This window comes from Aeromonas sp. XH, from assembly GCF_033348475.1.
Lineage (GTDB): Bacteria > Pseudomonadota > Gammaproteobacteria > Enterobacterales > Aeromonadaceae > Aeromonas > Aeromonas sanarellii.
The window spans coordinates 1,821,400-1,835,337 of the sequence record NZ_CP137630.1; the positions used below are offsets into that span (position 1 = coordinate 1,821,400).

The 13,938-nt window shown below is 61.0% G+C and carries 13 protein-coding genes; 6 read left to right on the top strand and 7 right to left on the bottom strand.

Annotated elements, in window-relative coordinates:
- The first annotated feature begins 323 nt into the window (after positions 1 to 323).
- Positions 324 to 1,436, top strand: a complete 1,113-nt coding sequence (gene asd, locus R2B70_RS08520) for an aspartate-semialdehyde dehydrogenase (RefSeq protein WP_318163147.1) — start codon at positions 324 to 326, stop codon at positions 1,434 to 1,436.
- Between the two features lie 131 nt (positions 1,437 to 1,567).
- Here asd and cspD read toward each other — a convergent pair whose 3' ends face one another.
- On the bottom strand, positions 1,568 to 1,786 hold the full coding sequence (gene cspD, locus R2B70_RS08525) for a cold shock-like protein CspD (RefSeq protein ID WP_005300025.1): 219 nt from the start codon (positions 1,784 to 1,786) through the stop codon (positions 1,568 to 1,570).
- A gap of 228 nt (positions 1,787 to 2,014) precedes the next feature.
- Between cspD and clpS the strand changes: the two genes are divergently transcribed.
- A complete protein-coding gene (clpS, locus tag R2B70_RS08530) occupies positions 2,015 to 2,332 on the top strand; it encodes an ATP-dependent Clp protease adapter ClpS (protein WP_318163148.1) in 318 nt (105 codons plus the stop codon).
- A gap of 60 nt (positions 2,333 to 2,392) precedes the next feature.
- On the top strand, positions 2,393 to 4,645 hold the full coding sequence (gene clpA / locus R2B70_RS08535) for an ATP-dependent Clp protease ATP-binding subunit ClpA (RefSeq protein ID WP_216990125.1): 2,253 nt from the start codon (positions 2,393 to 2,395) through the stop codon (positions 4,643 to 4,645).
- A 69-nt stretch (positions 4,646 to 4,714) separates the two neighbouring features.
- On the opposite strand, the gene infA is transcribed toward clpA, so the two are convergent.
- The 3 genes from infA to aat all read right to left on the bottom strand — a co-directional run bounded on the left by infA (position 4,715) and on the right by aat (position 6,422).
- Complete coding sequence (gene infA / locus R2B70_RS08540) at positions 4,715 to 4,933, bottom strand: translation initiation factor IF-1 (RefSeq protein ID WP_005300033.1); 219 nt, start codon at positions 4,931 to 4,933, stop codon at positions 4,715 to 4,717.
- Positions 4,934 to 5,001: 68 nt separating this feature from the next.
- Positions 5,002 to 5,718, bottom strand: coding sequence for an arginyltransferase (locus R2B70_RS08545; protein WP_216990126.1), 717 nt, complete (start codon positions 5,716 to 5,718; stop codon positions 5,002 to 5,004).
- Positions 5,715 to 6,422: a leucyl/phenylalanyl-tRNA--protein transferase gene (gene aat, locus R2B70_RS08550; RefSeq protein ID WP_042075598.1), complete on the bottom strand. Its 708-nt coding sequence runs from the start codon at positions 6,420 to 6,422 to the stop codon at positions 5,715 to 5,717. Before aat ends, R2B70_RS08545 begins: the two co-directional genes overlap by 4 nt.
- Before the next feature lie 17 nt (positions 6,423 to 6,439).
- Here aat and R2B70_RS08555 point away from each other — a divergent pair, with 17 nt between their 5' ends.
- Complete coding sequence (locus R2B70_RS08555; RefSeq protein WP_042075463.1) at positions 6,440 to 6,910, top strand: glycine zipper 2TM domain-containing protein; 471 nt, start codon at positions 6,440 to 6,442, stop codon at positions 6,908 to 6,910.
- Between the two features lie 100 nt (positions 6,911 to 7,010).
- Here R2B70_RS08555 and R2B70_RS08560 read toward each other — a convergent pair whose 3' ends face one another.
- From R2B70_RS08560 to ald, 3 genes are all read right to left on the bottom strand, one after another.
- Complete coding sequence (locus R2B70_RS08560) at positions 7,011 to 8,252, bottom strand: diguanylate cyclase (RefSeq protein ID WP_318163149.1); 1,242 nt, start codon at positions 8,250 to 8,252, stop codon at positions 7,011 to 7,013.
- A gap of 57 nt (positions 8,253 to 8,309) precedes the next feature.
- The gene (trxB, locus tag R2B70_RS08565) at positions 8,310 to 9,260 is read right to left on the bottom strand and encodes a thioredoxin-disulfide reductase (protein WP_042075469.1); all 951 of its coding nucleotides are present in this window, start codon (positions 9,258 to 9,260) and stop codon (positions 8,310 to 8,312) included.
- A gap of 181 nt (positions 9,261 to 9,441) precedes the next feature.
- Positions 9,442 to 10,557 carry an alanine dehydrogenase gene (ald, locus tag R2B70_RS08570; protein ID WP_042075473.1) on the bottom strand — a complete coding sequence of 372 codons (1,116 nt, stop codon included), beginning with the start codon at positions 10,555 to 10,557 and terminating at the stop codon, positions 9,442 to 9,444.
- Between the two features lie 150 nt (positions 10,558 to 10,707).
- Between ald and lrp the strand changes: the two genes are divergently transcribed.
- Together lrp and R2B70_RS08580 are read left to right on the top strand one after the other, a co-directional pair.
- Complete coding sequence (gene lrp, locus R2B70_RS08575) at positions 10,708 to 11,199, top strand: leucine-responsive transcriptional regulator Lrp (RefSeq protein ID WP_005300047.1); 492 nt, start codon at positions 10,708 to 10,710, stop codon at positions 11,197 to 11,199.
- Positions 11,200 to 11,388: 189 nt separating this feature from the next.
- Positions 11,389 to 13,890, top strand: coding sequence for a DNA translocase FtsK (locus R2B70_RS08580; protein WP_042075475.1), 2,502 nt, complete (start codon positions 11,389 to 11,391; stop codon positions 13,888 to 13,890).
- Positions 13,891 to 13,938 lie beyond the last annotated feature (48 nt).

Consider the following 13,938-nt stretch of genomic DNA (forward strand, 5'->3'; position numbering starts at 1 on the left):
AGGGAGCAGGGTCGTCCCTGCGCATCAGGAGGCCTCGGGGTCGTCCCCGAGGGGCAGCGGGGCTGCCGGTCGGTCTCAATGATGACCCAAGCCGATACCGGATGCCAGCGGCTTGCTCGGCCACACGCCAGGCAGGCGGATATTGCAGCGAACGGCACAGAATATTGCGCAATTCGACTTGCGCCCGCCGTCACAATCCGTAATGTGGACAGACACATTCTTCGCAACTCATATATTGTGAACCCCTTGTAAACGGCCTGCGCCGGGCGAGGGGCACGGGTGCAACACACGGTTTCTATAGCAGCTATCCAGGGTAGGACATTATGAAAAAAGTAGGTTTGGTCGGTTGGCGTGGCATGGTGGGGTCGGTGCTGATGAGCCGGATGCAGGAAGAGAAAGACTTTGCCCGCATTCAGCCCACCTTCTTCACCACCTCCCAGGCCGGTGAGGCCGCTCCCAACTTCGGCGTCGATGCCGGCACCTTGCAGGATGCTTTCGACATCGACGCGCTGGCGGCCCAGGAGATCATCATCACGGCTCAGGGCGGCGACTACACCAAGGATGTCTATCCGCGCCTGCTGGCCGCCGGCTGGAAGGGCTACTGGATCGATGCCGCCTCCTCCCTGCGCATGGACAAGGACGCCGTCATCATCCTGGATCCGGTCAACGGCGACGTCATCGAACAGGCACTGGCCAAGGGCGTCAAGACCTTCGTCGGCGGCAACTGCACCGTCAGCCTGATGCTGCTGGCCCTGGGTGGTCTGTTCAAGGCAGACCTGGTGGAGTGGGTGAGCGTGGCCACCTATCAGGCCGCCTCCGGTGGCGGTGCCCGCCATATGCGCGAGCTGGTCACCCAGATGGGGCTGCTGCGCGACGAAGTGGCGGTGGAGCTGGCGGATCCCGCCTCCGCCATCCTCGACATCGAGCGCAAGATCACCGAGAAGACCCGCTCCGGCACCCTGCCGGTGGACAACTTCGGCGTGCCGCTGGCCGGCGGCCTCATCCCCTGGATCGACACCAAGCTCGACAACGGCCAGAGCCGCGAGGAGTGGAAGGGTCAGGCCGAGACCAACAAGATCCTTGGGCTAGAAGAGGCCGCCATTCCGGTGGATGGTCTGTGTGTGCGCATCGGCGCCCTGCGCTGCCACAGTCAGGCGTTCACCATCAAGCTGAAGAAGGACGTGCCGCTGGCCGAGATTGAAGCCCTGCTGGCCGCCCACAACGACTGGGTCAAGGTGATCCCGAACGATCGCGACATCACCGCCCGCGAGCTGACCCCGGCCGCCGTCACCGGCACCCTCAGCATCCCAGTGGGTCGTCTGCGCAAGCTCAACATGGGTCCGGAATACCTGGCTGCCTTCACCGTGGGCGACCAGCTGCTGTGGGGCGCCGCCGAACCGCTGCGCCGCATGCTCAACATCCTGTTGGCCCGCTGAGCATAGGCCGCGAGCAAGCCCCCGAAGCACAGCAAGGAAGGCCTGGCCTTTCTTGTTGTGTGAGGCGGCAAGGCCAATAAAAAAACGGCATCCTGCAGGGATGCCGTTTTTCAATTTATCCAGTCTGACTCTTACATGTTCTGTGCTTCGTTTGGCACGATGACAGAGGCGTGATTTCCTTTCGGCCCCTGCTGCAGTTCAAAATTGACTGCCTGACCCGCTTTCAGGGTCTTGTAACCTTCCATTTGAATCGTGGAGTAGTGAGCGAAGATATCTTCACCACCGCCTTCCGGACAGATAAACCCAAATCCTTTTGCGTTGTTGAACCACTTGACTGTTCCGGTTGCCATACATCTACATCCTTTTATTGATTACCCTGAAGTCGTTGAGTAACCTGCGCCGGCCTTATATAACTAGGGCATGACTCCATAGCAGACGGACGCCGATTAGCAAGTAACCAATCTAGTCCAACTTTTAAGCGAGTCAAGAAGTTGTTAACAACCGATGTGATCTGGTTAACAAGTCTATTGACAATCGAGAACGAGACGGTAGTAATCTAGAGGTACCAAAGCACGATTATGAGCAAGCAGAAAGAACTCTTTGCTAATGAAGAGATTGCAGAAGCAGAGAAAACGAAGCTGCAACCGCCACCCATGTACAAGGTTGTCCTGAACAACGATGACTACACACCGATGGAGTTCGTGGTGGAGGTGCTGCAAAGGTTCTTTGGTATGGATCTGGAGAAGGCCACTCAGGTGATGCTGAGCGTGCATTATAGTGGTAAGGGAGTCTGCGGCACCTTTACCGCCGAAATTGCCGAAACCAAGGTGCTCCAGGTCAACACCTATTCACGTAACAACGAACATCCACTGCTATGTACCATGGAAAAGGCTTGAAGCTGATGACTTGATGGCGATAACGACACCGCATTGTTGCTGTACTGAGGGGAGGTGCCTATGTTGAACAAAGATCTAGAAAAGACGCTGAACGAGGCTTTCAAGCTGGCCCGTGACGAGCGCCACGAATTCATGACCGTCGAGCACCTGTTATTAGCCCTGCTGGATAACAGCTCAGCCCATGAGGCGCTGAGTTCATGTGGTGCGGACGTGGAGCAGATGCGCAAGGAGATCCGCGCATTCATCAATCAAACGACCCCGCTTATCCCCCGTGATGATGAAGACAGGGAAACCCAGCCGACCCTGGGCTTCCAGCGCGTGCTGCAACGGGCCGTGTTCCATGTCCAGTCCTCCGGCAACACCGAGGTGAGCGGTGCGAATGTGCTGGTCGCCATCTTCAGCGAGCAGGAGTCCCAGGCGGCCTATTTCCTGAAGAAGGCCGAAGTCAGCCGACTCGATGTGGTGAACTTCCTCTCCCACGGGGTGCGCAAAGACAGCAAGCCCGAGAGTGGTGGCGGCAATGCCGAGTCCGACGATGAGGTCTCTTCCGCCCAGATCGAGAGTTTTGCCACCAACCTCAACCAGCTGGTGCTGGAGGGGCGTATCGATCCGCTCATCGGCCGCGATCAGGAACTCAACCGCACCATTCAGGTGCTGTGCCGCCGTCGCAAGAACAACCCGCTGCTGGTGGGGGAGGCCGGGGTGGGCAAGACAGCCATCGCCGAGGGGCTGGCCTATCGCATCGTCAAGGGCGATGTGCCCGAGGTGATCGCGGGCAGCACCATCTATTCCCTGGACATGGGCTCCCTGCTGGCGGGGACCAAATACCGCGGTGACTTCGAGAAGCGCCTCAAGGTGCTGCTCAAGCAGATTGAGCGCCAGGAGGGGGCCATCCTCTTCATCGACGAGATCCACACCATCATAGGGGCAGGGGCAGCCTCCGGCGGCCAGCTGGATGCGGCCAACCTCATCAAGCCGCTGCTCTCCAATGGCCTGCTGCGCTGCGTAGGCTCGACCACCTACCAGGAATATTCCCAGATCTTCGAGAAAGACCGTGCCCTGGCCCGTCGATTCCAGAAGATCGACATCGTCGAGCCGAGCCTGGATGACACGACCCGCATCCTGATGGGGCTCAAGAGCCGTTATGAGTCTCACCATGGCGTGCGCTACACCGTCAAGGCGATCCGTGCTGCCGTGGAGCTCTCCGCCAAGTACATCAATGATCGCCACCTGCCGGACAAGGCCATCGACGTGATCGACGAGGCGGGGGCTGGGCAACGGCTGCTGCCGGTCAGCAAGCGCAAGAAGGTGATCAATGTGCCGGAAATCGAGGCCATCGTTGCCAAGATTGCCCGCATTCCCGAAAAGTCCGTCTCCTCTTCCGACAAGGAAGTGCTGAAGAACCTGGAGCGCAACCTCAAGATGGTGGTGTTCGGCCAGGACAAGGCCATCACGGTATTGACCGATGCCATCCGCCTGTCCCGCTCCGGCCTTGGCAACGAGCGCCGTCCCGTCGGCTGCTTCCTGTTTGCCGGCCCGACCGGGGTGGGCAAGACCGAGGTCACCCAGCAACTGGGCAAGGCGCTCGGGGTCGAGGTGCTGCGTTTCGACATGTCGGAGTACATGGAGCGTCACACCGTCTCCCGCCTGATCGGGGCGCCTCCCGGCTACGTGGGGTTCGAGCAGGGCGGCCTGCTGACCGACTCCGTGCTCAAGCACCCGCACTCGGTCGTGCTGCTTGACGAGATCGAGAAGGCGCACCCGGACGTGTTCAACCTGCTGCTGCAGGTGATGGACAACGGCACCCTGACGGACAACAACGGGCGCAAGGCCGATTTTCGCAACGTGATCCTGGTGATGACCACCAACGCAGGGGTGCAGGAGACCCAGCGCAAGTCCATCGGCTTCCAGCAGCAGGACATGAGCCACGATGCCATGGCGGTGATCAACAAGACCTTCAGCCCGGAGTTTCGCAACCGGCTGGATCACATCATCTGGTTCAACCATCTGGACATGGCGGTGATCCATCAGGTCGTCGACAAGTTCATCGTCGAGCTGCAGGTTCAGCTGGATGCCAAGGGAGTCTCGCTCGAGGTATCGGAAGAGGCGCGCCACTGGCTGGCCGAGAAGGGCTATGATCGGGCAATGGGAGCCAGACCCATGGGGCGGGTCATTCAGGAACACCTCAAGAAGCCTCTGGCCAACGAGATCCTGTTCGGTTCACTGGTCGATGGCGGTGTGGTGAGAGTCGAACTGGTGAACAACAGCCTCAGCTTTGATTTTCAGGTCAACGTTGAAGCTGTATCCCACTAACCTGTGCGAGTGCCAGCAATAGCAAAAAACCCCAACCGAGAGGCTGGGGTTTTTTGCTGAATTCCTGGCTTAGCGAGAGCGGAAAACAATACGTCCCTTGGAGAGATCGTACGGAGTCAGAGCCACCGTTACTTTGTCTCCAGTCAGGATACGGATGTAGTTTTTGCGCATCTTGCCGGAAATATGAGCGATAACCACGTGACCATTTTCCAGTTCCACACGGAACATGGTATTGGGCAAGGTTTCGAGAATGGTACCCTGCATCTCAATACTGTCTTCTTTAGCCATTGAATCCTCTTGATAAGCCACAACAAAAAACCGCTGGATCATGCCGGATTTAAGGCTATGTGTAAAGTTTACTCGGGCTTGGCGTCGAATTTTTTCCATTCCCCCTGCACCAGCAACTCGTGGGGCAGGTATTGGCGTTTGTAATTCATCTTGCGGCACTCCTCCACCAGATAGCCCAGGTACAGCCACTGGCGACCGGTGCGCCTGGCAAGTTCCAGCTGGCTCAGGATGGCGAAGGTGCCGAGCGACCGGTCGGCATAATCGGGATCGAAGAAGGTATACATGGCGCTCAGGGAATGGGGGAGCAGATCCGTGGTCGCCACCCCGATGAGGCGTCCCTCCTTGCGTATCTCCATGTAGAGAGGCGGCATCCAGTCGCAGTGCAAAAAGCCTTTATATTGGGTACGGCTCGGCGGATACATGCTGCCATCCCGGTGGCGCTCGCGGATGTAGCGCTCATAGAGCTGGTAATACTCGGGCTTGTCGTCGTAGCTCAGCACCAGCTCGAGGTCACGGTTCAGCTGGCGGATGCGTTTCTGGCTCCGGCTGGGTACGAAGCGTTCGCTGTGGATGCGCAGGGACTGGCAGGCGCTGCAGGCCGGGCAGTGAGGGCGGTAGATGTCGTTGCCGCTGCGCCGGAATCCGGCTGTCAGCAGCCGCTCATAGCCTGCGGCATTGAGCAGCTCATGGTCCATCAGCACCAGCAGTTGCTCCTGCTCGTGGCCCAGGTAGCTGCAAGGATGCCGGGGGGTCAGGCCTACCTTGAGGATCACTTCTTCACTCACAGGCTGATTCTCCTCGGTTGCCAGCAACCGTCCCGCAGTGGTTGCCGGGTCAGGTTTGCCAATGTGGCCAGAAAGCGGTGTCTGGGCCATTCCTGGACCCCCAGGGTGGCCAGAAAAGGGTTCTGCATCTGGCAGTCGATGAGGGCGCCGCCATGGTGGGCGAAATGGCGGCAGAGTGCCACCATGGCCAGTTTGGCGCCGTTGTCGATGCGGCTGAACATGGATTCACCGCAGAAGAGGCGGCCAAGGGAGAGACCATAGAGCCCAGCCTGCAGCCGATCATCCTGCCAGATCTCGACGGAGTGAGCATGGCCGAGCCGATGCAGTTGCCGATAGGCGTCGATCATGGGGGCACTGATCCAGGTGCCGCTGGCACCGCGACGAGGGGCGGCGCAGGCCGCGATCACCTCGTCGAAGGCACGATCGATGAACACCTCGAAGGACGTGCGGCGAATGCACTTCTGCAGGCTGCGGCCTATGTGGAGTTCGTCGGGCACGATGACTCCCCTGGGGTCCGGTGACCACCACAACAATGGCTGATGGGGTTCATTCCATGGAAAGATCCCGCTGTGGTAAGCTGCCAGCAATCTAGCAGGGGAGAGATCCCCCCCTATCGCCAGCAGCCCGTTGGGCTCTTCCAGCGCATGGCTGGGGGAGGGAAACCAGCACAGCTCATCATCCAGTTCGGTAAGATAGCGAGACATAAGGCAGAGGTTCATAGATGAAGGCCATTATCCTGATAGTATCCAGCTTGCTTGGCTTTGTCACGGCACCCGCCTGGGGCGCCGTGTATGAGCGCAACACGGCGCGTCCGGTGGAGCAGGTGGTCTTTGGCCAGGTCGATACGGTGCGCAACATCACCCAGCGCCAGGTGGTGGAGTCCGAGCATACCGGCTGGAAGACCTTGGGAGGTGCCGTGCTCGGCGGCCTGCTCGGCAATCAGTTTGGCGGCGGCCACGGGCGTGAGATTGCCACTGCCGTCGGGGCGCTGGCGGGGGCGGCCGCAGTGCAACATTACCAGTCCGGGGGCAGCGTGGTGGAGAACAAGCTGGTGGAACTCCTGATCAGGAGCGATCAGGACAGGCTCATCAACGTGATCCAGGATTACGATCCGGCCATGGTGTTTGCACAGGGAGACAAGGTGCGCATCCTCTATTTCAACGATGGGGTGCGGGTCGACAAGACTTACTGACGACTCGGTGGGCAGGGAGCCCTGGGGAAGGAAAATGACCCGGCGGCCACCGCAAGGGGCGCCGGGCGGAACTACACGGAGTGTCTTTCGTGAGGCGTTGTCAGGCGTTCTGGGCGACTATCTTGTCGCGCCCGGTGTTCTTGGCCTGATACAGCTGGCGATCGGCCTCGCAGAGCGCCTCGTCCATGGAGAGCCGCCCGACGTTGATGACGCCAAAACTGGCGCGCACAAACAGCGGTGTCTCCCGTGACAACGGTTGCTGGCGCATCTGTTGCCGCAATCCCTCCAGCCGCTTGAGCAGCACGGGGACGGAGCAGTGGGGCACCATCAGGGCGAACTCCTCGCCGCCGAAGCGGGCTATCATGGCATCCGGGAAGAACTGGGTGAGCAGCCGGGTCAGGTGGCAGAGCAACTGATCGCCGATGGCGTGGCCCCAGTGATCGTTAACCTGCTTGAAATGATCCACGTCCAGCACGCACAGGGCGAGCGGCGCCTGTTGACGCTGATGCTCCTCGAACCACTTCTGTCCCTCGTTGAACCAGTAGCGCCGGTTGTAGAGCCCGGTCAGGTAGTCGCGATTGGCCGACTCCTGAATGCTGGTGAACTGCTCCAGTGCCTCCAGATTGTGGCTGACCCGGCACTGCAGTTCCTCGGGCTCGAACGGCTGGTTGAGAAAGTCGTTCGCCCCCTGCTTGAGGTAACGGGCCGAGAGGCCGTGCTTGTCCGACACCGAGATGCCGATGATGGCGAGCTGCTGCTTGTTGTAGCGTTCGCGCAGCATCCGCACCAGGCTGATGCCGTCGATCTCCGGCATGTAGTAGTCCACCAGCATGAGCCGGATGGCGGGATGCTGCTCGAGCAGGGCCAGGGCATCCCGGGCACAGTTGGCCTCGTGAACCTGCAGCAGCTGCTTGCGCAGCTGGGCCGCGGTGCGATGGCGGGAGGTGAGCGAGTCATCGACCACCAGCACTTCGATGGCCTGGTTGAGGTAGAGGCGGTGCACCAGGCTGACGGCGTATTGCAGGGAGTGGCGTGAATCCTTCATCACGTAATCCAGCACCCCGGCCTCCAGCCAGGCCTCCCGCTTCTCCTCGCTGATGTCGGCGGTGAGGATCACCACCGGCAACCCGCGTGCCAGCAGTACGTTGACGGCTTCCCCGCCGGGGGCATCCGGCAGGGTGAGATCCACCAGGGCGACCACGTACTCTTCGCCATGACAGTCGCGTGCCCCTTCCAGGGTGTCGAACGCATCGATTTCCAGCCCGGTCTGCTGCGCAATGGCCTGGGTCAGCATGCGGCGAACCGTCAGGCTGTCTTCCACAATCATGATTTTCCGTTTCATTCTGCTCCTTAAAAAGAAAAGGGCATGCCGGTTGGCATGCCCTTTATATCTTTATGGTTACTGGGCGTCCAGATATCGCTCGGCATCGAGGGCCGCCATGCAGCCGGTCCCGGCCGAAGTGATCGCCTGACGATAGACGTGGTCGGCCACGTCGCCGGCGGCGAACACCCCGGGGATGCTGGTCTGGGTCGCAAACCCTTCCAGGCCGCCACGCACCTTCAGGTAGCCGTTCTCCATGGCCAGCTGGCCCTCGAAGATCTGGGTGTTGGGCTGGTGGCCGATGGCGATGAAGACCCCCATCAGCGGCAGCTCGGAGGTGGAGTGATCCCGGGTGCTGCGCAGACGCACCCCAGTCACGCCCATGTCGTCCCCCAGCACTTCGTCCAGGGTCTGGTGGGTGTGCAGCACTATGTTGCCGCTCTCGACCTTGTCATGCAGGCGCTTGATCAGGATCTTCTCGGCGCGGAATTCGTCGCGGCGATGGATGAGGTGCACCTTCTTGGCGATGTTGGCCAGATAGAGCGCCTCTTCCACGGCGGTGTTGCCGCCGCCGACCACGGCCACTTCCTGGTTGCGGTAGAAGAAGCCGTCACAGGTGGCGCAGGCGGAGACGCCGCGGCCCTTGAACGCCTCCTCGGAGGGCAGCCCCAGGTACTTGGCGGAGGCGCCGGTGGCGAGGATCAGCGCATCGCAGGTGTATTCCCCGTTGTCGCCCTTGAGGCGGAAGGGGCGTTCGGTCAGCGTCACTTCATTGATGTGATCGAAGAGGATGCGGGTATCGAACTTCTCCGCATGCTCTTTCATGCGCTCCATCAGGGCCGGGCCGGTCAGCCCTTCCGCATCCCCCGGCCAGTTTTCCACTTCGGTGGTGGTGGTCAGCTGGCCACCTTGCTGCATGCCGGTGATGAGCAGGGGATTGAGGTTGGCGCGGGCGGCATAGACGGCCGCGGTGTAACCTGCCGGGCCGGATCCCAGGATCAGCAGTTTGCTGTGAGTGACTTGGCTCATGATGTGATTTCCGAGACGTGATGAGTTTGCGCGATTGTAGGTAATTCGTGATCCGCGGTCAAAGGCCGGCGCATCGATTGGGGCAATCGCCAAAGAGAGAGGCAGGGGGGATGGCAGGCATAAAAAAACCGCCCATCGCGGGCGGATTTTCACTCATCTACCTCCCCTCGCGGGGACGCGATCAGTTCAACAGGGTCAGGGGATCCGTGTAGGCCAGGTTGTGGGCCACGGCGACCTCCTTGCAGGTGATCTTGCCCGCCATCACGTTCAGGCCGTGCCGCAGGTGGGGATCGCTGAGCAGTGCGTTGCGATAGCCCTGTTCGGCCAGCTTGATGATGAAGGGCAGGGTGGCGTTGTTCAGGGCCACGGTGGAGGTGCGTGCCACGGCGCCCGGCATGTTGGCCACGCAGTAGTGCACCACGTCGTCGACGATAAAGGTGGGGTCCTCATGGGTGGTAGCATGGGAGGTCTCGACGCAGCCGCCCTGATCGATGGCCACGTCCACGATGGCCGACCCCGGCTTCATGCGGGCAATGTGGTCACGGCTGACAAGTTTTGGCGCAGTGGCGCCCGGTACCAGCACGCCACCGATGACCAGGTCTGCCGCCAGCAGATGGCGCTCCAGGGTCTCGCGGTTGGAGTAGACCACCTTGGCGGCGCCCTGGAACTCGCTGTCGAGACGGCGCAGGGTATCGATGTTGTTGTCGAGTATGGTGACGTCGGCACGCAGGCCGATGGCCATGCGGGCTGCGTTGGAGCCCACCACGCCGCCGCCGATGATCACCACCTTGGCCGGTTCCACGCCGGGCACGCCGCCGAGCAGCACGCCGCTACCGCCGCGGGATTTCTCCAGCGCCTGGGCACCCGCCTGAATAGACATGCGTCCGGCCACCTCCGACATGGGGGCCAGCAGGGGCAGGCCGCCACGGCCGTCGGTGACGGTTTCGTAGGCGATGCAGATAGCGCCGCTGTCCACCAGCTCCCGGGTCTGGGCCAGGTCTGGTGCCAGGTGCAGGTAGGTAAAGAGGGTCTGGCCCGGACGCAGCATGGCGCGCTCGACCGCCTGGGGCTCCTTGACCTTGACGATCATCTCCGCCTTGGCGAAAACGTCTGCCGCAGAGGCCAGGATCTCGGCTCCTGCAGCCAGATAATCTGCGTCACTGAACCCAATGCCATTTCCTGCGCCGCTTTGGACGAAAACGGTATGGTTTCGTGCTGTCAGTTCACGTACACTGGCCGGAACCATGCCTACGCGATATTCATGGTTTTTTATTTCCTTAGGTACACCGATAATCATGCTATCCCTCGTCTATCGATTGGTGGTTTATGTTGCCTAGATGTTAAGCGACATTTGCGCCTAGTATATTCAGGTATTGACAGGATTTGTGACCATTATTATAAAATGACTGGTGATTCTTACCAAAAAATAGCCAAAGGATGGAATTAAATGATGGAAGCTAAGAGTCGGCTAAAGGATTTGGACAGGATTGACCGCAACATTCTGAATGAACTGCAAAAGGATGGCAGGATTTCGAACGTTGAGTTGTCCAAACGAGTTGGCCTGAGTCCCACACCGTGTCTGGAACGGGTTCGTCGCCTGGAGCGACAAGGCTATATCGAAGGATATGCCGCCATTCTGAACCCTCATTATCTGGACGCGTCTCTGCTGGTATTCGTGGAAATTACCCTCAATCGCGGCGCCCCCGACGTGTTCGAACAGTTCAACAAGGCTGTGCAGGTGCTCGAGGAGATCCAGGAGTGCCATCTGGTGTCCGGTGATTTCGATTATCTGCTCAAGACCCGCGTCAGCGACATGTCCGCCTATCGCCGCCTGCTGGGGGAAACCCTGCTGCGTCTGCCCGGCGTCAACGACACCCGTACCTATGTGGTGATGGAAGAGGTCAAACAGAGCAGTCGTCTGGTGATCAGCACCCGATAAGCGGGGTTGTGCTGTGACTTGCTCGTTCCATGACGAGTCACGATAGTCAGAAACGAGCGGCCGGTCCGCTCGTTTCTTCATTATTGCTGTTTCACGGCCCGCCTTCAGGCACTGGCTGACAACCGGTGGGCTTTTCAGGGATACTAGGCCCCCTATCCCGCATTCATGTTTTCACAAAGGAGCCGGAGTTTGGCCGATAAAAAGCTGTTTACTCCTTTATCAGGTACACAACGGATCTTCGAGGCCGTCTTGATCGCCATCACCCTGATGGCTGCCTATCTCTTGCTTGCCCTGTTGACCTATCACCCCGCCGATCCCGGTTGGTCCCAGACCTCCTGGCAGGGGGAGGTGAAGAACCTGGCAGGCAGCGCCGGGGCCTGGCTCGCCGACATCACCATGTTTACCTTCGGGGCGTTCTCCTACCTGGTGCCGCCACTGACGGTGCTGCTTGGCTGGAGCCTGTTCTGGCGGCCGAGCAAGCTGCTGGAGGTGGACTATCTCACTCTGTCGGTGCGGATCATCGGCTTCATCCTCACCGTGCTCGGCATGTCCGCCATCGCCAGCATGAACTTCAACGACCTGCAGAATTTCTCCGCCGGCGGCCTGGTGGGCGATGTGATCGCCTCCGCCGTGGTGCCGCTGTTCGGCGGGGTGGGAGCCAACCTGATGCTGCTCTGCTTCGTGGCGACCGGCATCACCCTGTTCACCGGCTGGTCCTGGCTCACCATAGTCGAGCGGATCGGTGCCGCCTGCACCGGCAGCGTCAGCGCCATCTACCATTTCCCCACCACCCTGGGGCGCTGGCTGACCGGGGGCTGGCGTCAGCCCCGTTATGAGGGGCCGGATCCCCTGCTGGAAGGGGGCGTGGGCGCCTTCGACCAGGACGACGAAGACGAGCCCCACGGCAGCTGGACGCGCAATCCCAAGGCTAAAAATCGGGCTCAAAAGACAAAATCTGACGAGTGGCTGCCGGAGCTGGACGAGGACACCTTCCAGTTCGAGCCGCAGTTTGACGACGAAGATGAGGACGAGACCCCGGCCCCCAAGGGCAAACGCGTGGCCAGCGGCCGTCAGCGCCCCGTGGTGAGCCAGGAGGATGAGGACGACCTCGATCTGCCCTGGGCCGAGGGGGACGATGAACCCGAGGCACCGGTCGCCCCGGCGCCGGTCAAGGCCAAGCGCCGTCCCCAGCCCGGTCTGGCTCCCTTGCCGAGCATCGAGCTGCTGGACAGGCCGCCTGCCAAGACCCAGATGATGAGCAAGGACGAGCTGGAGCGCATGGGCCGGCTGGTGGAGGCGAAACTCGCCGACTACAACGTGCAGGCCAAGGTGGTCGGTGTCTATCCGGGCCCCGTCATCACCCGTTTTGAACTGGATCTGGCGCCGGGCATGAAGGCGAGCAAGATCACCAACCTGTCGCGGGATCTCGCCCGTTCCCTCTCCGCCAGCAGCGTGCGGGTGGTGGAGGTGATCCCGGGCAAGACCTATGTCGGCATCGAACTGCCCAACCGGGTGCGCCAGACCGTCTACCTGCGTGAGACCCTCGACTGCGAGGCGTTTCGCGACAGCCGCAATCCGCTGACCATGGGGCTGGGCCAGGACATCGCGGGGGAGCCCGTGGTGGTGAACCTCGCCAAGATGCCGCACCTGCTGGTGGCCGGTACCACGGGCTCGGGCAAGTCGGTGGGGGTGAACACCATGATCATCTCCATGCTCTACAAGTCCTCCCCCGAGGATCTGCGCTTCATCATGATCGACCCCAAGATGCTGGAGCTCTCGGTCTACGAGGGGATCCCGCACCTCCTGACCGAGGTGGTGACCGACATGAAGGATGCCGCCAATGCCCTGCGCTGGTGCGTGGGCGAGATGGAGCGCCGCTACAAGCTGATGTCCGCGGTCGGGGTGCGCAACCTCAAGGGCTACAACGACAAGGTGCTGGCCGCCATTGAGGCGGGCGATCCCCTGCTCGATCCCCTGTGGCGTCCGGGTGACTCCATGGATCAGATGCCGCCGGAGCTCGAGAAGCTGCCCCACATCGTGGTGGTGGTGGACGAGTTCGCCGACATGATGATGATCGTCGGCAAGAAGGTGGAAGAGCTCATCGCCCGCATCGCCCAGAAGGCGCGGGCGGCTGGCATCCATCTCATCCTCGCGACCCAGCGCCCGTCTGTGGATGTGATCACCGGCCTCATCAAGGCCAACATCCCGACCCGGATCTCCTTCCAGGTGTCGAGCAAGATAGATTCTCGCACCATCCTGGATCAGGGGGGGGCCGAATCCCTGCTCGGCATGGGGGACATGCTCTACATGCCGGCCGGTACTTCCAACCCGACCCGGGTCCACGGGGCCTTCGTCGATGACCACGAGGTGCACAAGGTGGTGGCGGACTGGAAACTGCGCGGCGAGCCGGACTACATCGACGAGATCCTCTCCGGCGAGTCGGACGGCGAGGGCGGTGGCGGCGACTACGGCGGCGGTGGCGACGAGGAGCTCGATCCCCTGTTCGACGAGGCGGTGGCCTTCGTGGTGGAATCCCGCCGCGGCTCCACCTCCAGCGTGCAGCGCAAGTTCAAGATCGGCTACAACCGGGCGGCCCGTCTCATCGAGCAGATGGAGAACCAGGGCATCGTCAGCGCCCCGGGTGGCAACGGCCAGCGCGACGTGCTGGCACCGCCGCCGGTGCGCGATTAAGCCTCACATCATCCTGGCCATGCCCTCTGCGGGCGTGGCCTTTTATCG

Excerpts from the sequence above, each read along its gene's own strand:
- asd (WP_318163147.1), top strand. The coding sequence starts at position 324 with ATGAAAAAAGTAGGTTTGGTCGGTTGGCGTGGCATGGTGGGGTCGGTG.
- cspD (WP_005300025.1), bottom strand. The coding sequence starts at position 1,786 with ATGGCAACCGGAACAGTCAAGTGGTTCAACAACGCAAAAGGATTTGGG.
- clpS (WP_318163148.1), top strand. The coding sequence starts at position 2,015 with ATGAGCAAGCAGAAAGAACTCTTTGCTAATGAAGAGATTGCAGAAGCA.
- clpA (WP_216990125.1), top strand. The coding sequence starts at position 2,393 with ATGTTGAACAAAGATCTAGAAAAGACGCTGAACGAGGCTTTCAAGCTG.
- infA (WP_005300033.1), bottom strand. The coding sequence starts at position 4,933 with ATGGCTAAAGAAGACAGTATTGAGATGCAGGGTACCATTCTCGAAACC.
- aat (WP_042075598.1), bottom strand. The coding sequence starts at position 6,422 with ATGTCTCGCTATCTTACCGAACTGGATGATGAGCTGTGCTGGTTTCCC.
- R2B70_RS08555 (WP_042075463.1), top strand. The coding sequence starts at position 6,440 with ATGAAGGCCATTATCCTGATAGTATCCAGCTTGCTTGGCTTTGTCACG.
- R2B70_RS08560 (WP_318163149.1), bottom strand. The coding sequence starts at position 8,252 with ATGAAACGGAAAATCATGATTGTGGAAGACAGCCTGACGGTTCGCCGC.
- trxB (WP_042075469.1), bottom strand. The coding sequence starts at position 9,260 with ATGAGCCAAGTCACTCACAGCAAACTGCTGATCCTGGGATCCGGCCCG.
- ald (WP_042075473.1), bottom strand. The coding sequence starts at position 10,557 with ATGATTATCGGTGTACCTAAGGAAATAAAAAACCATGAATATCGCGTA.
- lrp (WP_005300047.1), top strand. The coding sequence starts at position 10,708 with ATGATGGAAGCTAAGAGTCGGCTAAAGGATTTGGACAGGATTGACCGC.